Raw genomic sequence first — 22354 nt, 5'->3', positions numbered from 1 at the left:
GGGGGGAGGCCGCTCTGCTGCTTGGATGGTCCGCGGGGGACCGGGACCGACCCGGGAACCGGAGGGAACCAGAACCATCATGACCGCAACCCGTAAGATCGCCGCCGTCTCGTTCGCCGCGATGGCACTGCTGCTCGCCGGCTGTGCTTCCGGCGGCAACGCCGAGGGCACCGCCGCGAAGGCGGAGAAGCAGGCCGAGGCGCCCGCGGCCGACCAGACCAAGCAGGAGGCGTGCACCGACGTGCAGAACGCGCTGCAGGAGCTCTCCGGCCTGAGCTCGGTCGACGCCAGCGACCCCGCTGCGGCGCTCGCTGCGCTCAAGGAAGCGTCGGGCACCGTCTCGGAGACCGCCGCCAAGGTCGGCAACCCCGAGGTCAAGGCCGCTGCCGACCAGGCCGCCGTCGCGCTCGACGAGTACGTCGTCTACCTCGACGGCATGGTCGCCGACCCGGCCAACGCCGACATCTCGGCCATGAGCGAGCACATCACCTCGCTGCAGGAGTCGGTCACCGAGCTCGGCACCGTCTGCGCCGGCTGACCGGGCCGCGCCGCCGCGCCGCAGCGAACCCTGCGCCGGTGTGAGCGCTCGAGCGGAACCACGACGGCCCGCACCCGAGAGGGTGCGGGCCGTTTCGCGTTTCGGATGCCGCGGCCGTGCGCGCGGGCGTGGCCGAGCGCGCAGACGTGGCCGAGCGCGCGGACGCGGCCGAGCGCGCAGACGCGGCCGAGCGCGCAGACGCGGCCGTGCGCGCAGGTGCGACCGGCGAAGGCGGCCGCCTCAGGCGTCCGCGGCCGCGTGCACCCGTTCGCCCTCGACGAAGGTCTGCAGCACCCGCGTCGCGCCGATCTCTTCCGTCGGCCCGGCGAAGGGATCCCGGTCGAGCACGGCGAAGTCGGCGAGCTTGCCGACCGCGATCGTGCCGGTCTCGTCCAGGTGGTTCACGAAGGCCGAGCCAGCCGTGTACGCGGTGAGCGAGGTCGCGAGATCGATCGCCTGCTCGGGCAGGAACGGCGGGTACTCGCCCTCCTCCTCGCCGGGCGCCGACACCCGGTTCACCGCGACGTGGATGGCGGCCAGCGGGTTCGGCGTCGACACGGACCAGTCGCTGCCCGCCGCGAGCACCGCCCCCGAGCGCAGCAGATCGCCGAAGGGATACTGCCACGCGTCGCGCGGCGAGCCCAAGAAGGGCAGCGTGAGCTCCACCATCTGCGGCTCGAGCGCCGCCCACAGCGACTGCATGTTCGCCACCACGCCGAGCTCGCGGAAGCGCGGCACGTCGTCCGGGTGCACCACCTGCAGGTGCGCGATGTGGTGCCGGTGGTCGTTCCGACCGTTGCGGGCGATCGCGTGCTCCACGGCGTCGAGGCACTCGCGCACCGCCCGGTCGCCGATCGCGTGGAAGTGCAGCTGGAAGCCGAGCTCGTCGAGACGGGGCGCAGCCTCGTTCAGGAGTTCCGGCGGCACGAAGGAGATGCCCGAGTTGTCGGTCGGGTGCCCATGGCCGTCGCAGTACGGCTCGAGCATCGAAGCCGTGAAGTTCTCGGCGACGCCGTCCTGCATGATCTTCACGCTCGTCGCGGCGAAGCGGCCGCCGCGGTACTCCTCGCGCTTCGCGAGGAGCCCATCGATCTGCTCGAGCCCCCTCGCACGGTCCCACCAGAGCGCGCCCACGACGCGCCCGGTGAGCCGGCCGGATGCCGCGGCGGAGAGGTACGCGCGGCCGGGATCGTCGCCGACGCCGTAGTCGCCGACGATCGCGTCCTGCCAGGCGGTCACGCCGAAGGAGTGCAGGTACCGCTGCCCCTCGAGCACCGCCGCTTCGAGCTCCTCCGGCGTCGTGGCGGGCAGGTGCCGGCGCACGAGGTCCATGGCGCCCTCGTGCAGCGTGCCGGTCGGCGCGCCGTCGGCGTCGCGCTCGATGCGGCCGTCGGCGGGATCGGGCGTGTGCCGGTCGATCCCGGCCAGTCGCAGCGCGGCGCTGTTCACCCAGGCGCCGTGCCCGTCGCGGTTCGGCAGGAACGCCGGCCGGTCGGGCAGCACCCGGTCGAGCGCCGCGGCGGTGGGGGTACCGCCGGGGAACGCGGACATGCCCCAGCCGCCGCCGAGGATCCACGGCGCGTCCGGGTGCGCCGCCGCGTAGGCGGCGACGGTGTCGAGGTAGGCGCCCTCCGTCTCGGCGTCGCGGAGGTCGCAGCGCAGCATGTCGAGCCCGCCCCAGACGGGGTGCACGTGCGCGTCCTGGAAGCCGGGCACGAGCAGCCGACCGCGGAGGTCGACGTGCTCGGTGCCGGGTCCGATGAGCTCCCGCACGTCGTCGTCCGCGCCGACGGCGACGATGCGGCCGCCCGAGACGGCGACGGCCGAGGCGCGCGAGCGCACCGGGTCGGCGGTGAAGACGGGGCCGCCCGTGAAGACGAGATCGGCGTGAGGCATCCGTGAGTCCTTTCAGAGGGCGCGCGAAGGCGCGCGAGCAGCAGGGGAGCGGGCGAGCGCGGCGGCTCAGCCGCCGCCCATGGTGCGAGCGATGTCGGCGGCCGAGTCGCCCGCGCGCCGCAGCACGTACGCGACGAGGCCGAGGGCCAACAGCGTCAGCACGAGCATGATCGTCGACACCGCGGCGATCTCCGGGCGCAGGCCGCTGCGCAGCGCGCTCAGCACGTACACCGGCCACGGGGTGGTGCCCGACACCTGCACGAACGCCGCGATGACGGTGTTGTCGAGGCTCAGCGTGAACGACAGCAGGAAGCCGGCGAGCACGGCGGGCATCGCGAGCGGCAGGGTCACCCGGCGGAAGGTGGCGGGCGGCTTCGCGTAGAGGTCGGCGGAGGCCTCCTCGAGCTGTCCCTCCTGGCCGACGAGCCTCGCCCGGACGAGATACGAGACCACCGCGACCGAGAACAGCGAATGGCCGATCACGAGGCGGATGATGCCGTCGTTGAACAGCCCGATGCCGAGGTCCTGACCGAGGAACACCATCCACGGCAGCAGCGCCACGGCGTCGACGATCTCGGGCGTCACCGAGACGAGCAGCAGCAGCCCGAGGAACCACCACACCCACTTGCCCGGGTGGCGCGCCATGGCGATGCCGGCGAGGGTGCCGAGCAGCGTCGCGACGATCGCGGCGATGAAGCCGGTCTGCACCGAGATCCACACGGCGTCGCGGATCGCGGGCTTCTCGAAGAGCGCGAGGAACGAGTCGAAGCCGAAGGACTGCCACGACACGAGCAGGCGCCCCACGTTGAACGACGACACGATGATCACGAGGATCGGCGCGAAGAGGAACACGAAGACGAGCACGCCCCAGACGCTCAGGACGACATCCGACCACGACCGCTGCTTCATGCGGCCACCTCCTCGACGGGCTTGGACGCGGCGGATGGCTCGGGCTCGCCGAGCACGAGCCGGTTCCGGCTGCGGAACGGCAGCGTGACGAGCCAGACGAGGCCGGCCCCGACCGCCACGGTCGCCATGATCACGATGATGAGCAGCACCGCCATCGCTGAACCCAGCGCCCAGTTCTGGGCGGTCTGGAACTGGCTCGCGACGAGCTGGCCGACCATGTTGCCCTTCGCGCCGCCGAGCACGGTCGCCGTGATGTAGTCGCCCATCAGCGGGATGAACACGAGCAGCACGCCGGCGACGACGCCCGGGCGGGCGAGCGGCAGGGTGACCCGGAAGAAGGTCGTCCAGCGGCCCGCGCCGAGGTCCTTCGAGGCTTCGCGCAGCGGCCCGCTGACCCGGTCGAACGCGACGAAGAGCGGCAGGATCATCAGCGGCAGATAGTTGTAGACCACGCCGAGCAGCACGGCCCCGCGGGTGTACAGCAGCTCGAGCGGGCCGTCGATGAGGCCGACCGCCTGCAGCGCGCCCGACAGCCACCCCTCCGGCGCCAGGATCACCTGCCAGCCGATGGTCCGCACGAGGAAGTTCGTCCAGAACGGCACCATCACGAGCGCGACGAGCAGCCCCCGGCGCGACGGCGGCGCCTTGACGGCCATCCAGTACGCCACCGGCAGCCCGACGAGCAGGCAGATCACGGTGCCCGCGATGCCGACCCAGAGCGTGTTCTGGAACGTCGCGAAGAACGTCGGCGACATCGCCTCCGCGTAGCGGTCGAAGCTCAGGACGTCGTTCGCGTGGGTGCCGAAGATGCCCGGTTTGTAGCCGAAGCTGAACCAGATCACCATCCCCACCGGGGCGACGAAGAAGACCAGCAGCCACACCCACGCCGGGAAGGCGAGGGCGACGCCGGCGCTCTTACGCACCGGCGGCCGCCTTCATCGTGTTCCAGATCTCCACGATGCGCTCCTGCGCTTCGTTCACCTCGCCCTCGTGCATCGTCTCGACCTGCTCGGGCGTGAAGAACACGAGGTCGAGCATCGGCAGCTCGGCGTCGGCCGCCGCCTGCTCGATGCCGGTCGCGCCCGTGTGGTAGCCGATGTAGTCGAGCTCGGCGAGCGAGTTCTCGGGAGTCAGCACGTAGTTGATGAAGGCGTGCGCGGCCTCGGGGTTCGGCGCGCCGGCGGGGATGGCCCAGTTGTCCATCCACAGCTCGGTCGCGGGGGAGCCGAGCACCCACTGCCAGCGGCTGGGGTCCGGGCTCTCCAGGATGCCGAGGCGGGCGTCGCCGTTCCACGACTGCATGAGCACCTGGGTGCCCTGCGGGATCGCCGAGCCGCCGGGGTAGGAGTCGAACGCGGCGACGTGCGGGGCGAGCGTGTTCACGAGGAAGTCCTCGGCCGCGTCGAGCTCGGCCGGGTCGGTGGTGGTCCAGTCGATGCCGTTCGCCCAGAAGTAGATGCCGGTGAGCTCGGCGGGATCGTCGAGCACGCTCGTCTTGCCGCTCGCCTCGTTCTGCGCGGCGTCGATGAAGTCGTTCCAGTCCTTCAGCTCGCGCGTGATGATGTTCTTGTCGTAGACGAAGCCGGTCGTGCCCCAGGCCTTGCAGATCGAGTACTCGTTGTCGGGGTCCCAGGCCCGGCCGAGGAACGCCGGGTCCATGTGCTCGATGTTCGGGATGAGCTCCATGTTGAACTTCTGCAGCAGCCCGTTCTCGATCATCTGCGGGATGAACGTGCCGGTCGGCACGACGATGTCGAAGCCGCTCGTGCCCTTCGCCGCGACGAGCTTCGAGATGAGCTCCTCGTTGGAGTTGAAGGAGCTCAGCGTGATCTTCGGCCCGAGCTCCTTCGTGAACGCCTCGAGCACGTCGGGCGCGTCGTAGTCGCCCCAGGTGTAGATCGACAGCTTCGACTCGAGCGGCCCGCCGGTCGCGACGGGGGCGTTCTGGGCCCCGCCGCCCGGGCTGCACGCGGCGAGCACGCCGGTCGCACCGGCGGCGACCGCAGCGCTGAGGAAGCCGCGGCGGCTGAGTTCGCGGCGGATGACCTTCGCGGCGTCGGTGCTCGCGAGGATCCGCACGGTGGGGGTCGATTCGGTCATGGGGTCCTCCTGGGTCGTTCTGCGGGACAGCGGGGAGCGGTGGATGCCGGGGCGGTCACTCGGTCGGCGGGGGGACGTAGCCCCCGGCCTGCGCGGCCTCGTCGGCCGGGAAGAGCAGCACGCTCTCGGCCGACCAGGAGCAGCGCACGGCCTGGCCGAGCTCGAGCGCCGGCGCCTCGGGGGTGGGCCGGCGGGCGATGAGGCTCTGCTCCTCGCCGAGCCGCACGAGGTACTGCATGGTCTCGCCGAGGTGGGAGACGCCGAGCAGGGTGCCGCGCACCGAGTTCGGCGCGGCGGGCGTCGCCGCGTCGTCGGCCTCGATGCGCACGAACTCGGGCCGCACCGCGGCCTGGCCGTTGGCGACGCCGGCGAGCGTCGCGCCCGTGCCCTGCACGACGGCGTGCGGTGACTCGACGGCCGCGCCGCCCGCGACGACCGGGCCGCGGAAGAAGTTCTGCTGCCCGACGAAGGCGGCGACGTACGCCGAGACGGGGCGGGCGTAGATCGTGTCGGCGTCGGCCAGCTGCTCGATGCGGCCGTCGCGCATGATCGCGATGCGGTCGCTCATCGACAGCGCCTCGCCCTGGTCGTGCGTGACGAAGACGAAGGTGATGCCGAGCCGGGACTGCAGGAGCTTCAACTCGAGCTGCATCTCCTCGCGGAGCTGCCGGTCGAGGGCGCCGAGCGGCTCGTCGAGGAGGAGCACGGCCGGACGGTTCACGAGGGCCCGGGCGAGGGCGATGCGCTGCTGCTGGCCGCCCGAGAGCTGGGTCGGCTTGCGGTCGGCGAAGCGGCGCATCTGCACGAGCTCGAGCGCCTCGGCCACGCGCTCGCGGAGCTCGGACTTCGGCGTGCGCCGCTGCTGCAGACCGTACGCGACGTTCTCGGCGACCGACATGTGCGGGAACAGCGCGTACGCCTGGAACACCGTGTTGACGTCGCGCCGGTACGGCGGCAGTCCGAGCACCGAACGGCCGGAGACGCGGATGTCGCCCTCGTTCGGCTGCTCGAAGCCCGCGATCATGCGCAGCGTCGTCGTCTTGCCACAGCCGGAGGGACCGAGGAGCGACAGGAACTCGCCCGGCTCGATCGTGAGCGAGACGCCGTCGACGGCGGTCTGCTCGCCGTACCGCTTCGTGACCCGGTCGATCTCGACGGAGCCCGCCCGAACACTGGATTGGGAGGCCGTTCTCGCCTCGGTCGCCGTCGTCACCTCGTGGTACCTCCCGGGTCCGCGGCACGCCACCTTGCATGCCGCCGTTCACTCGCGTGCCGCCATTCAACCGCCGGGGGCGGGCGGGGGCAATGGCCGGGTGCAGAACCGGACGATTCATCGGCCCCCGCGAGCGAAGGGCGACAGTTCGTCCGAGCGCTCGTCACCGCGCCGAAACCCGAGCGCGGTTCGGAGGGGCTATGGGCGCCGGCGGCTCGCGCGACGAGACGGGGCGGCGGTTTTCCGTCGAGCAGAACTTCGGGGAAAGTTCACCCCCCGGATCGTCGTCCGCGACCCGCTGGGCGCACGCAGCATGGATGGCACCACAGCGAACCGCACCCCGCGGCGAACTCGAACGGAGCACGACGATGAGCACCCCCTTCCGCCCCGGCGACCAGACCCAGACCGCTGCCGAGCTGCAGCTCGAGTGGGACGCGAACCCGCGTTGGGAGGGAGTCCGGCGCGACTACACGGCCGAGGACGTCATCGCCCTGCGCGGCCCGGTGCGCGAGGAGCGCACCCTCGCCAAGCGCGGTGCCGAGCGGCTCTGGGACGACCTCCAGCGCAACACCGGAACCGCGTTCGCGCCCATGGCCGAGCCCGAGTGGTCGGCCGCGCTCGGTGCCCTCACCGGCAACCAGGCCGTGCAGCAGGTGCGCGCCGGGCTGAAGGCCATCTACCTCTCCGGCTGGCAGGTGGCCGCCGACGCGAACCTCTCCGGCCAGACCTACCCCGACCAGTCGCTGTACCCGGCGAACTCGGTCCCCGCCGTGGTCCGCCGGATCAACAACGCGCTGCTGCGCGCCGGCCAGATCGAGGCGGGCGAGGGGGCGAGCGAGCAGGAGCAGAAGGACTGGATGGCTCCGATCGTCGCCGACGCCGAGGCCGGCTTCGGCGGCCCCCTGAACGCCTACGAGCTCATGCACCAGATGATCGAGGCGGGCGCCGCCGGCGTGCACTGGGAGGACCAGCTCGCGAGCGAGAAGAAGTGCGGCCACATGGGCGGCAAGGTGCTCATCCCGACGAGCCAGCACATCCGCACCATCAACGCCGCCCGGCTCGCGGCCGACGTCGCCGGGGTGCCGTCGATCATCATCGCCCGTACCGACGCGCTCGCCGCGACCCTGCTCACGAGCGACCACGACGAGCGCGACCGTCCCTTCGTCACCGGCGAGCGCACCGCCGAGGGCTTCTACGAGGTGCAGAACGGCATCGAGCCGGTCATCGCCCGCGGCCTCGCTTACGCGGAGTACGCCGACCTGCTCTGGGTGGAGTCGGCCGAGCCCGACCTCGAGCTCGCCCGTCGCTTCGCCGAGGCGGTGCACGCGAAGTTCCCCGGCAAGCGCCTGAGCTACAACTGCTCGCCCTCGTTCAACTGGAAGCGCCACCTCGACGACGAGCAGATCGCGAAGTTCCAGCGCGAGCTCGCGGCGATGGGCTACGCGTTCCAGTTCATCACCCTCGCCGGCTTCCACTCCCTGAACCACGGCATGTTCACGCTCGCCAAGGACTACAACGAGCGGCACATGTCGGCCTACGTCGAGCTCCAGGAGGCGGAATTCGCCTCGGAGGCCGCCGGCTACACCGCCACGCGCCACCAGCGCGAGGTCGGCACCGGCTACTTCGACCGCATCGCCACCGCGCTGAACCCGCAGAGCGCCACGCTCGCCCTCGTCGGATCGACCGAGGAAGACCAGTTCTGACGCCCTGAGCGCGCCGAGGCATCCTCTCGGCGCGCCGGGCCTCACCTCCACGGAACCAAGGAGACGACCTCATGACCATCGCACCCGCCCTCGACCGCACCGAGCCCCGCCAGAGCACCGGCGGCTTCGCCACCGTCTCGCCCTGGATCGAGGTGACCGCCCCGCTCGGCGAGCGCTACGAGGAGATCCTCACGCCCGCCGCCCTCGACTTCCTCGCCGCCCTGCACGACCGCTTCGCGCACACCAGGCACGACCTGCTGGCCGCCCGGCTGCAGACCCGCGTGGACGCCGCGAACGGCCGCGACCCGCGCTTCCTCCCCGAGACCGCCGAGATCCGCGCCGACCGCAGCTGGCGGGTCGCGGGCGCCGGCCCCGGGCTCGAGGACCGCCGCGTCGAGATCACCGGCCCGACCGACCGCAAGATGACGATCAACGCGCTGAACTCGGACGCGAAGGTCTGGCTCGCCGACCACGAGGACGCCACCAGCCCCACCTGGCGCAACATCGTCGAGGGCCAGCTGAACCTCGCCGACGCCCTGCGCGGCCGGCTCGGCTTCACGAGCCCGGAGGGCAAGGAGTACCGCGTCGAGCGCGAGCTCGCCGAGACGCCGACGATCGTGTTCCGCCCGCGCGGCTGGCACCTCACCGAGAAGCACCTGCGCTTCCACGACCGCACGGGGCGCGCCATGCACGCCTCCGGTTCGCTCGTCGACTTCGGCCTCTACGTGTTCCACAACGCGCGCCGGCTGATCGAGCTCGGCCGCGGGCCGTACTTCTACCTGCCGAAGCTCGAGTCGCACCTCGAGGCCCGGCTCTGGAACGACGTCTTCCTCTTCGCGCAGAACGCGCTCGGCATCCCGCAGGGCACGATCCGGGCGACGGTGCTGATCGAGACGATCCAGGCCGCGTTCCAGATGGAGGAGATCCTCTACGAGCTGCGCGAGCACTGCGCCGGGCTGAACGCCGGCCGCTGGGACTACATCTTCTCGATCGTGAAGACGTTCCGCAGCCGCGGCCGCCGCTGGGTGCTGCCCGACCGGGCGCAGATCACGATGACGGTGCCGTTCATGCGCGCGTACACCGAGCTGTTGGTGCGCACGGCCCACGGCCGCGGGGCGCATGCCATCGGCGGCATGAGCGCGTTCATCCCCGATCGCCGCGACCCGGAGATCACGGAGCGCGCGCTCGCCGCGGTCGCCGCCGACAAGCGCCGCGAGGCGGGAGACGGCTTCGACGGCACCTGGGTCGCGCACCCGGACCTCATCCCGACGGCGCGCGCCGAGTTCGACCGGGTGCTCGGCGAGCGGCCGAACCAGCTCGAGCGGCTCCGCGAGGACGTCGAGGTCACGGCGGCGCAGCTGCTCGACATCCCCTCCGTCGGCGGCGCGGTCACCGAGGCGGGCGTGATCGACAACATCCAGATCGCCATCCGCTACGTGGAGTCCTGGCTCCGCGGCGTCGGCGCGGCCGCCATCGAGCACCTGATGGAGGATGCCGCGACGGCTGAGATCTCGCGCTCGCAGATCTGGCAGTGGCTGCACGACAACACGGTCACGGCCGAGGGCACCCGCATCGACCAGACCTACATCGTGCAGGCGATGGGCGAGGCGGTGCGCGGGCTGCCGCGTTTCGAGGGCGACCGCTTCGACGACGCCATCCAGGTGTTCCGCACGGTGGCGCTCGAGCCGGAGTTCCCGACGTTCCTCACCCTCGGCGCGTACGCCCGCTTCCTCTGAGCGACGCCCACCCCCGACTTGCCCGACTTTCATGAAAGTCGGGCAAGTCGCGGTCGGGCAGAATCGGAGGGTGACCGTGCTGACGATCCGCGCCGCCGCGCCCGCCGACCTCGACGAGCTGGCCGAGCTCGCCGCCGAGACCTTCCCGCTCGCCTGCCCGCCCGGGGCGACCGCCGGGGACATCGCGGCGTACCTCGCCGCCGAGCTCACGCCGGAGCGCTTCGCGGCGCACCTGGACGATCCGGCCAGGGCCGTGCTCCTCGCCGCGGACGAGGGCGGCCGGCTGATCGGATGGTCGATGCTCGTGGGCGGCGAGCCGGGTGACGCGGATGCCGCGGCCGTCGTCGCCACCCGGCCCACGATCGAGCTCAGCAAGTTCTACACCCGCGCCGGCGTGCACGGCCGCGGGGTGGCGGCCGAGCTCATGACCGCCAGCCTCGAGGTCGCCGCGGCGGGCGGGGCCGCGAGCGTCTGGCTCGGCGTGAACGCCGAGAACGCCCGGGCGATCCGCTTCTACGAGAAGCAGGGCTTCGCCCGCGTGGGCACGAAACGGTTCCGTCTCGGCGGCCGCCTCGAGCACGACCTCGTGCTCGAGCGCGCCTTCGACGCGCCCGCCGGGATCTAGACGGAGGCCGCGGGCGCCGGCAGCTCGGCCGAGGCCGCGTCGGCCCGGTTCGCGGCGCGCCGGGCGATCCAGCGGATGCCGAGGCCGGCGGCGAGGAACACCCCGGCGAGCACGGCCCAGCCGGCGAGCCCGTGCGAGATCGCCGTCGCGTTCACGACGAGGGGCGCCGCGAGCGCGCCCACCGAGTAGCCCATGCCGAACACGCCCTGGAAGGCGCCCGCGCGCACCGGGTCGGCGAGCTCGAAGCTGAGCCCCCAGCCGCCGGCCTGCGAGAGCACCTCGGCGAAGGCGTGCGCGACGGCCGCGATGACGAGCACGGCGATCGCGAAGCCCACGGGCAGCCCGGCCGCCGCCGCGTAGACGAGGCACGCCGCGGCCATCAGCCACGCGGCGATGCCCGAGGCCCGCCCGGCGACGCGCAGGTCGTGCGTGCCGCGCGAGGCGGGCACCTGGAAGACGATCACGATCGCGGTGTTCAGGATGAGCAGCACCGAGATGAGCACCTCGGGCGCGGCCGTCTCGCGGGTGATCCAGAGCGGCACGCCGAGCTCGGCGACGCCGAACTGCATGCCGAAGATCGCGCTGAGCGCGGTCAGCAGGAGATACCTGGGGTTCCGCCAGGGGGAGTGGCTGCGCCAATCCCGGCGCGCGGTGCGGGCGGCCGCGGCCGTGGCCGAGGCATCCACCGAGCCGGTCGCCGTGACGACCTCGGCGATCGGCGCGCGCGCCGGGGCGTCGACCCGGGCGGGCAGCTTCACGAGCTGCACGAGGCCGAGCAGATAGAGCAGGCCCGCGCCGACGATGAGCGCGCGGTAGGCCTCGGCGGTGCCGATCGCGAGGGCGAGCGCGCCGAGGCCCGAGCCGACCGCGATGGAGGCGTTCGTGACCGTGCGCAGCACCGCTCGTGCGCCGACCCGCGCCTCGCCCTCGAAGGCCCGGGCGATGATCGCCGAGCGGGTGGAGTTCGCACCCTGCTCGAAGAGCCCGCAGACGATCGCGATGACGAGGGCCGTGAGGAAGTCCCCGGCGAAGACGTAGGCGATGAGGGCGACGCCCTCGATCCCGGTCGCCCAGAGCAGCAGTCGCCGAGCGCTCACCCGGTCGGCGAGCCACCCGCCCGCGAAGGAGGCGAGCACGCCCGCCGCGCTCGCCGAGGCGAGCACGATCGCGACCTCGCCCGGGGTGAGCCCGACGATGAGGGTGAAGTAGAGCACCGTGACGGTGAGGAAGATGCCGCGACCGACGCGAGAGATGAGCGTCGATCCGACGAGGATGCGCAGCACGGGGTCGCTCACCGCGGCGGCGAGGCGCTCGCGGAGCGGGGGGCGGACGGGGGCGTCGGCGGGCGGGGTGCTGGTCACGGATTCAGTTCTGCCAGAGGCGGATGCCTCGCGAAATCGATGTAGCGTTGTGCTTCATGCTCAGGTACGTGCTGAACGAGTCCGACGTCGGCGCCGTGCGGTTCGGCATCTCGCCGCTGTGCGAGCTCGGCCTCTCGCTCCGTGCCGTCATGGTGCCCGCCGGGTTCCCGTTGCAGCTGCCGTGGCTGCGGCGCACCGAGGACGCCCGTGCGGATCTCGACCTCGAGGTGCTGCAGGCGCTCATCGACGAGCGGCTCTGGACGCCCGACTTCCTGAACCCGCGCCCGGCCTCCCCGCTCACCCGCATCGACGACGAGTTCGCCGCCCTCGAGGCCCTGCCGATCGAGGTGTTCCTCGCGGACCTCCTCGCCGTGCACGGCCGGATCCCCGAGCCGCTGAGTGGGCCGCCGCGCGCGGCGTTCCGGCGGGTCATCCGTGCGCTCCGCGAGCTCTGGACCGCGACCTTCGAGCCCTACTGGCCGCGCATGCGCACCGTGCTCGAGGCCGACGTCGTGTACCGCGGCCGGCAGATCGCCCAGAACGGACTGTCGACGATGCTGAACGGCATCTCGCACACCGTCGACTACGCCGACGGCGTGGTCGCGGTGCGGCTGCGCGACCCGGAGGACCGACTGCAGCCCATCGACGGCAACGGGCTCACCCTCATGCCGACGATGTTCACCCGGCGCGCGTCCGCCCCCGTCGGCGACGGGCCGCCGATGCTGATGTACCCGGCGCGGGGGCAGGGCGCGCTCTGGGAGACCGAGCCGGTCGCGAACCCCGCGGCGCTCGCCGGCATCCTCGGCGAGACCCGGGCGAAGCTGCTCGCGGCGCTCGGCGACCCCGCCTCCTCGACCGAGCTCGGCGTGCGCTTCGGTGTGACCACGAGCGCCGTGAACCAGCACCTGCGCGCGCTCCGCGACGCGGGCCTCCTCGTCGGCACCCGCTCCGGCCGGAGCGTGCTGTACCTGCGCAGCGAGCTCGGCTCGGCGCTCCTCGCGGGCCGCAGCGCGTAGCGCCCGCTCCTCGGCTCCCGCCCACCACTAGGCTCTGGCCATGCGCATCGCCTTCGCGGTCCTGCGGCTCGTCGTCGCCGCGGCCATCGTCGCCGCCGTGGTCGGCCAGTTCGTGAAGAGCCTCTCGCTCGTGCCCGAGCCCGGCGTGTTCCTGGTGAACTTCTTCAGCTTCTTCACGATCCAGTCGAACCTGATCGGCGCCGTCGTGCTCGTCGTGGGGGCCGTGCTCGCCTTCCGCAGGCGCGACGACTCCCCGGCGTTCGCGCTCGTGCGCGCCTGCGCGACGACCTACCTCACGACGACGCTCGTCGTGTTCAACCTGCTGCTGCGCGATCTGGCGCTCGACCAGGCGGCGACGGTGCCGTGGTCGAACGAGATCCTGCACGTCTGGGCGCCGCTGTACGTGCTGCTCGACTGGGTGCTCGCGCCCGGGCGGCGCCCGATCGCGTGGCGCCGGCTCTGGCTCGTCGCCGTCTACCCGCTCGTCTGGGCCGCGTACACGATGCTGCGCGGGGCGCTCGTCGACTGGTACCCGTACCCGTTCCTCAACCCGAACGTGGCGCCCGGCGTCGGCAACGACGGCGTGCTCGTCTACGTCGTCGCGATCGCCGCGTTCATCCTGCTGATGGGGGCCGGCGTGCTCGCCGTCAGCCGCACGAGCTGGCCGTACCGGAGCGAGGCCGCACTCAGCGGCGCGGCGGGTTCGCCTCGAGCCAGCGCGCCACGCCCTCGCGAATCCGCGCGCTGAGCGCGGGGATGCCGTCCTCCCGCGGCGGCGCGACGACGAGCTCGGCGCGCAGGCCGGCGGCCCAGCGCTCGCCGAGCTCGACCGGGTGCACGGGGTCGCGCTCGGCGGCGACGACGAGGGAGCGGATGCCCGCCTCGGGCAGGCCCGCGAGTTCCGCGTCGCCGGAGAACGCGCGGTTGCGCGGCACCTCGACGAGGCGCACCGCCCGCTCGGCCGCCCGCGGCGAGCCGAACTGGCTGAGCAGCGCCCGCGCGCCCGCCGGTGAGCGGTGCTCCACCGTGCGGTAGTGCCAGCTCTCGCGGAAGTCCTCGACCGCGGCCGGGCCCCGGTCGTGCAGCAGCTGCCCGATCACGGGGAACGGCCGGAGGTGCTCGGGGTAGGGGGTGTCGTCGAAGGAGGGGCGCACGAAGACCGCCCGGTCGACGGGCAGCAGGCCGCGCAGCGCGATGCGCAGGGCGAGGGCCGCGCCCATCGAGATGCCGAGGAGCGTCACCGGACCCTCCGCGAGGCCCGGCTCGAGGGCGAGCGCATCGGCGACGGCCTCCTCGGCGAGCCGGTCGAGTGCGAAGTCGTGGGCCTCGCCGATGCGGGGCGAGTCGCCGTGCGCCCGGGCGTCGGTGGCGATGAGTCGCACCTCGGGGCCATCGACGCCGATGAGCGGCGGGGCGAGCAGCTCCAACGGTTGGCGACGGTCGGCGCCGAGTCCGTGCAGGAGCAGCGCGGTCACGCCAGCGCGCCCGGCCGGTAGAAGGAGCGGTCGTGCTCGCGGGGCTGCTGCGCGGGCGGCCGCGGACCGATCGCCTCGAGCAGTTCGCCGGCGAGGGTGACGAGGCGCTGGATCTCGTCGTCGTCGCGGTCGACCCAGCGGCAGCGCGGCTCGGCCTCGACGGGCACGAAGTCGTCGTGCTGCTCCCAGACCACGAGGGTGCGCTCGGCGCCGAGCACGTACTGCTGCCACCAGACCTGGCGGAGGTACGAGCGGGGGATGGAGCGCCAGGGCTTCGAGGTGGTCTTGATCTCGCAGAGCGTCAGCCGGCCGGCCGCGTCGGCGACGAGCCCGTCGGGCGTGGCGAGGTGACGGTGCTCGGTTTCGGCGTGGAACAGCAGGCTCGACGGCAGGATGCCGTGCGTCTGCCGGACCCAGGCCGCGATCACGGGCTCGCGCTCGCGGCCGTGGTCGGTGAAGCGGCTGCCGCCGAAGCTGCGCCGCGAGCCGTGCAGCTTCTCGTGGGCGGCGGCGCGGACCGACTCGCGGGTGGCGAGCTTCGCGGCATCCGTCGCGGTGATGCCCTGGCTGCGCGCTCGCAGCCAGGCGACGCGGTCGCCGGAATCGGCGACGATGCGCCGCTCGTGCGGATGCGGCTCGTGCCGGAGCGCCTCGGACACCCTCGGGGCGACCTCGTCGAGGTCGAAGAGGGCGAAGGGCTCGGTCACCCTCCGAGGGTACCGCCGTCGGGCGACGACGGCCGGATGCCGGGACGGGATGCCGGAGCAGGACGCCGGAGCAGGATGCCGCCCGGGGTCGGGGGATTGACGGCCGCGGAATCGCGTCGTACGCTGTGGAATCGATTCCGGAATCGATTCCATCCCCCAAACCCCGAGTCCGCACGTTCAATGAGGAGTGACATGGACACGACCGCCCCCTCGCCCACGAAGGCCCCAGCGGCCTCCTGGCGCGCCGTCACCGCCAGCACCATCGGATCGGTGCTCGAGTACTACGACTTCTTCGTCTTCGGCACGCTCTCCGCCCTCGTCTTCGGGCAGGTCTTCTTCCCGACCGGCGACGCCGGGGTCGCCACCCTGCTCTCCCTCGCCACCTTCACCGTCGGCTTCATCGCCCGGCCGCTCGGCGGCATCATCCTCGGCCACTTCGGCGACCGCATCGGCCGCAAGCGCGTGCTGCTGTTCACCTTCATGCTCACGGGCACCGTCACCGTGCTCATCGGCGTGCTGCCGACGTACGCGCAGATCGGCGTCGCCGCGCCCATCCTGCTCGTCGTGCTGCGCGTGCTGCAGGGCATCGGCATCGGCGGCGAGTGGGGCGGCGCCGCCCTGCTCGCGGTCGAGCACGCCCCGACCGCGCGGCGCGGCTTCTTCGGCAGCCTCGTGCAGGCCGGCGCCCCGATCGGCGTCATCCTCTCGAGCGGCGTCGTCGCCCTGCTCACCGCCACCATCGGCCTCGAGGCGCTCGTCGCCTGGGGCTGGCGCATCCCCTTCCTCGCGAGCGCGCTGCTGCTCGTCGTCGGCGTCTTCCTGCGCCTGAAGGTCGACGAGAGCCCCGAGTTCGTCGCCGTGCAGGAGAAGAAGCAGGAGGCGAAGCTGCCCGTCTGGGAGGCCATCCGGCGCTACCCGAAGGAGATCGCCGCGGCGGTCTTCATCCACACGAGCGACACCACCCTCGGCCTCATCCAGGGCGTCTTCGTGCTCGGCTACGCCTCCGGCGCCCTCGGCATGGACCCCACCGTCGTGCTGCTCGCGAACGTGTTCTCCTCGCTCACGAACCTCGTCACCACGCCGATCGCCGGGCACCTCGGCGACCGCTACGGCCAGCGCCGGCTGCTCATGGTCGGGCTCGGGCTGCTGGTGCTCTGGGCGTTCCCGATGTTCTGGCTCATCGGCACCGAGACCGTCGTCGGCCTCTTCGCGGCGACGGGCGTCAGCGGCATCCTCGTCGGCCTGCTGTTCAGCCAGCAGGCGACGCTCTTCGCCGACCTCTTCGAACCGCGCGTGCGCTACTCGGGCATGTCGCTCGGCTTCCAGCTCGGCACCGTGCTCGGCGGCGGCTTCGGCCCGCTCATCGCGCAGGCGCTCACGAACGCCGCGGGCGGGCAGACCTGGTCGGTCTCGAGCTACCTCGTGCTCGTCGCCGTCGTCGCGCTCGTCTTCACCGCGATCGTGAAGCCGCGCTTCGGCTCGCACGCCGCGCTGCCGCTGCCGGAGCCGGCGGCGCGCAGCCACGCCGGCTGAGCCCCGGCCCCACTCCCGCGACCAGGCATCGGCCGGGGCATCCGCCCGGCCCGGAAAGGCACCACCATGTCGACCACGCATCCCGACTTCCCCGGCCGGATCGGCACCACCGTCGCCGAGTCCACCCCGTGGTGGCCCGAGCGGGGCGAGGGGCCGAAGCGCCCGAACGTCGTCGTCGTCATCCTCGACGACACGGGCTGGGGCGACCTCGGCTGCTACGGCTCCGAGGTGCGGACGCCGACGATCGACGCCCTGGCCGATGCCGGCCTCCGCTACACGGGGTTCCACGTCACCCCGCTCTGCTCGCCGACCCGCGCCGCCCTGCTGAGCGGGCGCAACCACCACGGCATCGGCATGCGCTTCCTCGCCGACACCGACACCGGCTTCCCGAACTCGCGCGGTTCCATCCGCCGCGACGTGCCGCTGCTGCCCGAGGTGCTCCGCGGCGAGGGCTACGGCACCTACCTCGTCGGCAAGTGGCACCTCGCGCCGCTGCACGAGATCACGCCCGCCGGCCCCTACGGCAACTGGCCGCTCGCCCGCGGCTTCGACCGCTACTACGGCTTCCTCGACGGCTGCACCGACCAGTACGAGCCCGAGCTCTTCGAGGACAACCACCCCGCCCCGGTGCCCGAGCGCGAGGGCTACCACCTCAGCGAGGACCTCGCCGACCGCGCCATCGGCTACGTGCGCGACCACCTCGCGTTCCGGCCCGGGGACCCGTTCTACCTGCACCTCGCCTTCGGCGCGACCCACGCGCCGTTCCAGGCCCCGCGGGAGTTCATCGAGCAGTACCTCGACACCTTCACCGTCGGCTGGGACGAGACCCGGCGGGCCCGGCTCGCCCGGCAGATCGAGGCCGGGCTCGTGCCCGAGGGCACCCCGCTCGCCGAGCGCAACGACGGCGTGCGCCCCTGGGCCGAGCTCGACGAGGACGAGCGCCGCGTGTACGCGGCGCTGCAGGCGGCGTTCGCCGGGTTCCTCGAGCACGCCGACGCGCAGCTCGGCCGCGTCGTCGCCGCGCTGCGCGAGTTCGGCGAGCTCGACGACACGATCGTGCTCGTCACGAGCGACAACGGCGCCAGCCGCGAGGGCGGGCCCGGCGGCGACGTCGACACCAACGCGCCGTACAGCGGCATCCGCCGCCCGGCCGCCGAGCTCGTCGGCGAGCTCGACCGGGTGGGCACCCTGACCGGCGGCTCGCACTACCCCGAGGGCTGGGCGATGGCGGGGAACACGCCCTTCCGCCGCTACAAGCAGTTCGTCGACCTCGGCGGGGTGCGCTCGCCGCTCGTCGTCTCCTGGCCGAACGGGCCGGGCACGCCAGGCGGGGTGCGCCGGCAGTTCGTGCACGCGATCGACGTCGCGCCGACGCTCTACGAGCTGCTCGGCATCCAGGCGCCCGGCGAGCTCGACGGCCGCAGCGTCGCCGCGACCCTCGCCGACGCCGCCAGCCCGGCCGGACGCCGCACCCAGTACTGGGAGACGCTCGGCCACCGGGCGATCTGGCACGAGGGATGGCGCGCCGTCACCGCGCACGTCCCCGGCACCGACTACGCCGACGACGAGTGGCGGCTCTACGACACGGCCGCCGACTTCGCGGAGGCCACCGACGTCGCGGCGCGCGAGCCCGAACGGCTCGCCGAGCTGCAGGAGCTGTGGTGGCGGGAGGCGCGCCGGCACGACGTCTTCCCGCTCGACGACCGGCCGCTGCACGAGGTCATCGAGGCGCGCGGACCGATCGGCCTCTACGCCGAGCGCCGGATCGTGCTGCGGCCCGGCCAGAGCCACGTGCCGTTCCCGAGCGCCGTGACCGGCTCGAACCGCTCGATCGACGCGCGGGCGCGGTTCCGCGCCGACGCCTCGGCGGCGAGCGGCGTGCTGCTGTCGAGCGGCAACGCCCAGGGCGGCTACGTGCTCGCGCTGGAGGACGGCGTGCTCGCCTTCGCCCACTCGGCGCTCGGCGAGACCGTCGAGCTGCGCGCGTCGCGAGCCCTCGCGCCGGGGGAGCGGGAGGCCGGGTTCCGGCTGCGCTCGCTGCCCGACCTCAGCGGCGAGCTCGTGCTCGAGGCCGGCGGCGAGGAGCTCGGCTCGGCGCGGATCCCGCGCACCGGGGCGCACCTGTCGTTCTGGGGCCTCGACGTCGGCCGCGCCCCCGTCAGCGCGTTCAGCCCGCTGCAGGCCGTGCCGGTCGACCCCGAGCTGCTCGAGCTCGTCGCGATCGACGTGCACCCCGCGGCCGACGATGCCGCCGAGTACGCCGAGCTGATCCTGGCGAGCGAATGAGCGCCCGGCCGATCCCCGTCGTGCTCGACGTGGACACCGGTGTCGACGACGCCCTCGCCCTGCTGCTCGCGGTGCGCCATCCCGCCCTCGAGCTCCTCGCGATCAGCTGCGCGGGAGGCAACGTGCCGATCGCCCAGGTCGTGGAGAACACCCGTCGCGTGCTCGACCTCGCGGGCGCACCGCCGGTGCCGATCGCCGCGGGCATGCACCGGCCGCTCGTCGAGACGCCGCAGGACGCGAGCTACGTGCACGGCGCCACGGGGCTCGGCGCTCTGGAGCTGCCGCCGAGCGGGCGCGAGGTCGAGCCGGTGCACGCGGTCGAGCTGCTGCGGCGCACGCTGCTCGCCGCGTCGGAGCCGGTCACCGTGATCGCCCTCGCGCCGCTCACCAACGTCGCGGTGCTGCTCCGGATGCATCCCGAGGTGCTGCCCCGCATCGCGCGGATCGTCATGATGGGCGGCGCGGTCGGCGCCGGCAACGCGACCGCCGCGGCGGAGTTCAACGTCTGGCACGACCCCGAGGCCGCCGAGATCGTGCTCACGAGCGGCGTGCCCGTCGTGATGTACGGGCTCGAGCCCTTCTACCGCGCGACGGTGCCCGCGGAGCGGATCGCGCAGCTCGGGCGTTCGGCCGATCCGGTCGCCCGCGCCGCGGGCTCCCTGCTTGCGCACCTCGCCGGGGTCACCGAGGACGAGGGCCGGGTCGACGGGGCCGGGGCCGCGGCGATCGGCGACGCGGGCACGGTCGCGGCGGTGATCGACCCGACGCTGCTGCAGCTCCGGCGCGCGCCGGTGCGCGTCGCGCTCGCCGAGGGGCCGACGCGCGGCTGCACCGTCGTCGACCTCCGCAGCGGGCTCGGCGCGGGCGGGGAGGCGACGAAGGATGCCGAGAGCCACGTCGAGGTCGTGCTCGACCTCGACGGCGCGCGCTGCGCGGAGCTCTTCCTCGCCGCCGTCGACGCCGGTGCGGCGGTCCCGGCTCGATAGGATCGCGGATGTGACGGCACCGGAACGCGGCCAGGCGACCATCCTGGATGTCGCCCGGCTCGCCGGCGTCTCCCGTACGACCGTCTCCCGGGTGCTGAACGAGCCGGAGCGCGTCACGCCGGACACGCTCGCGAAGGTGCGCGCCGCCGCGGACCGGCTGAACTTCGTGCCGAGCGCCGCCGCCCGGAGCCTCCGGAACGGGCGGACCGGCACCATCGCCCTCCTCGTGGGCGATGTGTCGCAGCCCTTCCACGGCGGCCTCGCCAAGACGATCTCGCACGAAGCCGACGACCTCGGCTACAGCGTCATGCTCTACGACCTCGCGCACAGCGAGACCCGCCTGCGACGGGTGCTCGAGAAGCTGCCGAAGCAGGGGGTCGACGCGGTCGTGCTCGCGACCGCCGACGCGCTCGTCGAGCCCGAGACGCTGCAGGCCCTCGACGTGCTGCACGAGCACGGCATCCCAGTGCTCACCACCGTCGACCGCGACGACGCGCGGCACGCGCTGAGCCTCGGCTTCGACTACCGGGAGCCCGCGAGGGCGGCGACGAGCGCGATGGCCGGGTCGGGGCACGGACCCGTCGCCCTGCTCGTCGGCGAGGGCATCGGCCCGCTCGGCCGGCAGCTCGTGGCCGGCTATCTCGACGCGCTGTCGCCCGGCGCGCCCGAGCTCGTCGTCGAGACGCCGTACGACTTCGACGGCGCGCAGGCGGCCGCCGCGGCGCTCCTGCACCGCTCGAGCGTGGGCGGCATCCTGGCCGCGACGGTGCCGATGGCGATCGGCGCGATCCGCGCGGCCGAGGCGCGCGGGCTCCGGGTGCCGGGCGACCTCGTCGTGCTGAGCGGCGAGGAGGTGCCGCTCGCCGCCCAGGTGCGGCCGGCGATCACGACCCTGTCCGCGGCCGCCGAGCGCAACGGGCACGCGATCATGCGGCTGCTCGCCGACGCCCTCGCCGGGCGGGACGCCCCGCGCCCGCCGCTCGAGGCCGAGCTCGTCGTGCGCGAGTCCTTCGTGCCGACGCGGTAGCCGCGCGGCTCAGCGGGCGGCGAGCTGGTCGATGCCCTCCGGCGAGAGCACGTGCTGGATGGCGAGCATGCTCGCGCCGAGCACGGCCGCGTTCTCGGCGGCCGCCGACTGCACGATCTGCAGGTGCTCCGTGGCGAGCGGCATCGAGCGCGTGTAGACCGCTTCGCGCACGCCCGCGATGAGGTGCTCGCCGGCGCGGGCCATCGAGCCGCCGATCGCGATGACGGAGGGGTTGATGAGGCTCACCGAGGCGGTGAGCACCTCGCCGATGTCGCGGCCCGCCTGACGCACCGCCTGGATGGCGTCGAGGTCGCCGCGCTGCACGAGCGCGACCACGTCGCGGCCCCCCGCCGCGTCGAGCCCGCGCTCGCGGAGGGCGCGGGCGATGGCGGGGCCGGAGGCGAGCGCCTCGAGGCAGTCCTGGTTGCCGCAGCTGCAGGGCACGCCGGCGCCGCGCGAGACCCGCACGTGGCCGATGTCGCCGGCGATGCCCTGCGCGCCGCGCTGCAGGAGCCCGCCCGAGATGATGCCCGCGCCGATGCCCGTCGCGACCTTCACGAACATGAGGTGGTCGGTGTTCGGCCAGGCGGCCTGGCGCTCGCCGAGGGCCATGATGTTCACGTCGTTGTCGACGAGCACGGGCACCTCGAGGTGCTGCTGCACCCAGCCGGGCACGTCGAAGCGGTTCCAGCCGGGCATGATCGGCGGGTTCACCGGGCGGCCGGTCGAGTGCTCGACGGGACCGGGGATGCCGATGCCGATCGCGACGAGCTCGGTGCGGTCGCGGCCGAGCTCGCGGAGCATGGCGACGCCCGTCTCGACGAGCCAGCCGAGCACGGCCTCCGGCCCCGCGGCGATGTCGATCGGCTCGCTGCGCTCGAGGAGCACCGCCCCGGTGAGGTCGGTGATGGCGAGCGTCGCGTGCGAGGCGCCGAGGTCGGCGGCGAGCACGACGCGGGCACTGGGGTTCAGGGCGAACTGCGAGGGCGGGCGGCCGCCGGTGGAGGCGGCGTCGGCGACGGGGGCGACGAGGCCGAGGCGCATGAGTTCGTCGACGCGCGCGGCGACGGTCGAACGGGCGAGCCCCGTGGCCTGGGCGAGGGCGGCGCGGGTGCGCGGCGCACCGTCGCGCAGCAGCTGGAAGAGCTCGCTCGCCCCGGAGGTGCCGGGCGCGGACACCCGACTCGTGTCGACCATGTATCGAGTAAAGCACACCGCCTTGTCGCTCTGGTTCATCACAAAT

19 protein-coding genes are annotated in these 22354 nt (G+C 73.2%); 10 read left to right on the top strand and 9 right to left on the bottom strand.

Translation table 11 applies throughout. From position 1 onward, the window contains the following. Nucleotides 1–79: 79 nt before the first annotated feature. A complete protein-coding gene (locus tag MTP13_RS01485) occupies nucleotides 80–538 on the top strand; it encodes a hypothetical protein (RefSeq protein ID WP_243569304.1) in 459 nt (152 codons plus the stop codon). Nucleotides 539–778: 240 nt separating this feature from the next. Here MTP13_RS01485 and MTP13_RS01480 read toward each other — a convergent pair whose 3' ends face one another. From MTP13_RS01480 to MTP13_RS01460, 5 genes are all read right to left on the bottom strand, one after another. After that, nucleotides 779–2434, bottom strand: a complete 1656-nt coding sequence (locus MTP13_RS01480) for an amidohydrolase (protein WP_243569303.1) — start codon at nucleotides 2432–2434, stop codon at nucleotides 779–781. A gap of 66 nt (nucleotides 2435–2500) precedes the next feature. Further along, nucleotides 2501–3343: an ABC transporter permease gene (locus MTP13_RS01475; RefSeq protein ID WP_243569302.1), complete on the bottom strand. Its 843-nt coding sequence runs from the start codon at nucleotides 3341–3343 to the stop codon at nucleotides 2501–2503. After that, nucleotides 3340–4266, bottom strand: a complete 927-nt coding sequence (locus tag MTP13_RS01470) for an ABC transporter permease (protein WP_243569301.1) — start codon at nucleotides 4264–4266, stop codon at nucleotides 3340–3342. Before MTP13_RS01470 ends, MTP13_RS01475 begins: the two co-directional genes overlap by 4 nt. Next, on the bottom strand, nucleotides 4259–5443 hold the full coding sequence (locus MTP13_RS01465; protein WP_243569300.1) for a polyamine ABC transporter substrate-binding protein: 1185 nt from the start codon (nucleotides 5441–5443) through the stop codon (nucleotides 4259–4261). Before MTP13_RS01465 ends, MTP13_RS01470 begins: the two co-directional genes overlap by 8 nt. 55 nt (nucleotides 5444–5498) lie before the next feature. After that, entirely contained in the window at nucleotides 5499–6656 is a 1158-nt protein-coding gene (locus MTP13_RS01460) for an ABC transporter ATP-binding protein (protein ID WP_243569299.1), read from the bottom strand. Nucleotides 6657–7024: 368 nt separating this feature from the next. On the opposite strand from MTP13_RS01460, the gene aceA reads away from it, so the two are divergent. The 3 genes from aceA (at nucleotide 7025) to MTP13_RS01445 (ending at nucleotide 10720) form a co-directional block, all read left to right on the top strand. Next, complete coding sequence (gene aceA / locus MTP13_RS01455; protein ID WP_243569298.1) at nucleotides 7025–8359, top strand: isocitrate lyase; 1335 nt, start codon at nucleotides 7025–7027, stop codon at nucleotides 8357–8359. Nucleotides 8360–8430: 71 nt separating this feature from the next. Beyond that, nucleotides 8431–10095, top strand: coding sequence for a malate synthase A (aceB, locus tag MTP13_RS01450; protein ID WP_243569297.1), 1665 nt, complete (start codon nucleotides 8431–8433; stop codon nucleotides 10093–10095). 70 nt (nucleotides 10096–10165) lie between these two features. Further along, nucleotides 10166–10720, top strand: coding sequence for a GNAT family N-acetyltransferase (locus MTP13_RS01445; RefSeq protein WP_243569296.1), 555 nt, complete (start codon nucleotides 10166–10168; stop codon nucleotides 10718–10720). Here MTP13_RS01445 and MTP13_RS01440 read toward each other — a convergent pair. After that, a complete protein-coding gene (locus tag MTP13_RS01440; protein ID WP_243569295.1) occupies nucleotides 10717–12081 on the bottom strand; it encodes an MFS transporter in 1365 nt (454 codons plus the stop codon). The genes MTP13_RS01445 and MTP13_RS01440 overlap by 4 nt on opposite strands. A 56-nt stretch (nucleotides 12082–12137) precedes the next feature. Between MTP13_RS01440 and MTP13_RS01435 the strand changes: the two genes are divergently transcribed. Further along, nucleotides 12138–13097 (top strand): ArsR/SmtB family transcription factor, encoded by a 960-nt coding sequence (locus MTP13_RS01435; RefSeq protein WP_243569294.1) that lies wholly within the window; start codon nucleotides 12138–12140, stop codon nucleotides 13095–13097. A 40-nt stretch (nucleotides 13098–13137) separates the two neighbouring features. After that, complete coding sequence (locus MTP13_RS01430) at nucleotides 13138–13845, top strand: Pr6Pr family membrane protein (RefSeq protein ID WP_243569293.1); 708 nt, start codon at nucleotides 13138–13140, stop codon at nucleotides 13843–13845. Here the strand turns inward: MTP13_RS01430 and MTP13_RS01425 are convergent. Further along, nucleotides 13784–14572 carry an alpha/beta fold hydrolase gene (locus MTP13_RS01425; protein ID WP_243569292.1) on the bottom strand — a complete coding sequence of 263 codons (789 nt, stop codon included), beginning with the start codon at nucleotides 14570–14572 and terminating at the stop codon, nucleotides 13784–13786. The two genes, MTP13_RS01430 and MTP13_RS01425, sit on opposite strands and share 62 nt — an antisense overlap. Next, the gene (locus MTP13_RS01420; protein ID WP_243570901.1) at nucleotides 14569–15231 is read right to left on the bottom strand and encodes a YqaJ viral recombinase family protein; all 663 of its coding nucleotides are present in this window, start codon (nucleotides 15229–15231) and stop codon (nucleotides 14569–14571) included. Before MTP13_RS01420 ends, MTP13_RS01425 begins: the two co-directional genes overlap by 4 nt. 240 nt (nucleotides 15232–15471) lie before the next feature. Between MTP13_RS01420 and MTP13_RS01415 the strand changes: the two genes are divergently transcribed. The 4 genes from MTP13_RS01415 to MTP13_RS01400 all read left to right on the top strand — a co-directional run bounded on the left by MTP13_RS01415 (nucleotide 15472) and on the right by MTP13_RS01400 (nucleotide 21111). Beyond that, nucleotides 15472–16812, top strand: a complete 1341-nt coding sequence (locus MTP13_RS01415; protein ID WP_243569291.1) for an MFS transporter — start codon at nucleotides 15472–15474, stop codon at nucleotides 16810–16812. A 66-nt stretch (nucleotides 16813–16878) separates the two neighbouring features. Then, nucleotides 16879–19098 carry an arylsulfatase gene (locus MTP13_RS01410; RefSeq protein WP_243569290.1) on the top strand — a complete coding sequence of 740 codons (2220 nt, stop codon included), beginning with the start codon at nucleotides 16879–16881 and terminating at the stop codon, nucleotides 19096–19098. Further along, entirely contained in the window at nucleotides 19095–20084 is a 990-nt protein-coding gene (locus MTP13_RS01405) for a nucleoside hydrolase (protein WP_243569289.1), read from the top strand. The genes MTP13_RS01410 and MTP13_RS01405 overlap by 4 nt, the downstream gene beginning before the upstream one ends. A 10-nt stretch (nucleotides 20085–20094) precedes the next feature. Then, the gene (locus MTP13_RS01400; RefSeq protein WP_243569288.1) at nucleotides 20095–21111 is read left to right on the top strand and encodes a LacI family DNA-binding transcriptional regulator; all 1017 of its coding nucleotides are present in this window, start codon (nucleotides 20095–20097) and stop codon (nucleotides 21109–21111) included. 9 nt (nucleotides 21112–21120) lie between these two features. On the opposite strand, the gene MTP13_RS01395 is transcribed toward MTP13_RS01400, so the two are convergent. Continuing rightward, complete coding sequence (locus MTP13_RS01395; RefSeq protein WP_243569287.1) at nucleotides 21121–22308, bottom strand: ROK family transcriptional regulator; 1188 nt, start codon at nucleotides 22306–22308, stop codon at nucleotides 21121–21123. Between the last annotated feature and the right edge of the window lie 46 nt (nucleotides 22309–22354).

The sequence above is a fragment of the Agromyces soli genome (genome assembly GCF_022811605.1).
GTDB classification, from domain to species: Bacteria; Actinomycetota; Actinomycetes; order Actinomycetales; family Microbacteriaceae; genus Agromyces; species Agromyces soli.
The sequence above is the reverse complement of the archived record's forward strand: the minus strand, read 5'-3'. Positions and strand labels throughout refer to the sequence as shown.

Excerpts from the sequence above, each read along its gene's own strand:
- MTP13_RS01485 (WP_243569304.1), top strand. The coding sequence starts at position 80 with ATGACCGCAACCCGTAAGATCGCCGCCGTCTCGTTCGCCGCGATGGCA.
- MTP13_RS01395 (WP_243569287.1), bottom strand. The coding sequence starts at position 22,308 with ATGGTCGACACGAGTCGGGTGTCCGCGCCCGGCACCTCCGGGGCGAGC.
- MTP13_RS01430 (WP_243569293.1), top strand. The coding sequence starts at position 13,138 with ATGCGCATCGCCTTCGCGGTCCTGCGGCTCGTCGTCGCCGCGGCCATC.
- aceA (WP_243569298.1), top strand. The coding sequence starts at position 7,025 with ATGAGCACCCCCTTCCGCCCCGGCGACCAGACCCAGACCGCTGCCGAG.
- MTP13_RS01480 (WP_243569303.1), bottom strand. The coding sequence starts at position 2,434 with ATGCCTCACGCCGATCTCGTCTTCACGGGCGGCCCCGTCTTCACCGCC.
- MTP13_RS01415 (WP_243569291.1), top strand. The coding sequence starts at position 15,472 with ATGGACACGACCGCCCCCTCGCCCACGAAGGCCCCAGCGGCCTCCTGG.
- MTP13_RS01410 (WP_243569290.1), top strand. The coding sequence starts at position 16,879 with ATGTCGACCACGCATCCCGACTTCCCCGGCCGGATCGGCACCACCGTC.
- MTP13_RS01475 (WP_243569302.1), bottom strand. The coding sequence starts at position 3,343 with ATGAAGCAGCGGTCGTGGTCGGATGTCGTCCTGAGCGTCTGGGGCGTG.
- MTP13_RS01465 (WP_243569300.1), bottom strand. The coding sequence starts at position 5,443 with ATGACCGAATCGACCCCCACCGTGCGGATCCTCGCGAGCACCGACGCC.
- aceB (WP_243569297.1), top strand. The coding sequence starts at position 8,431 with ATGACCATCGCACCCGCCCTCGACCGCACCGAGCCCCGCCAGAGCACC.
- MTP13_RS01405 (WP_243569289.1), top strand. The coding sequence starts at position 19,095 with ATGAGCGCCCGGCCGATCCCCGTCGTGCTCGACGTGGACACCGGTGTC.
- MTP13_RS01435 (WP_243569294.1), top strand. The coding sequence starts at position 12,138 with ATGCTCAGGTACGTGCTGAACGAGTCCGACGTCGGCGCCGTGCGGTTC.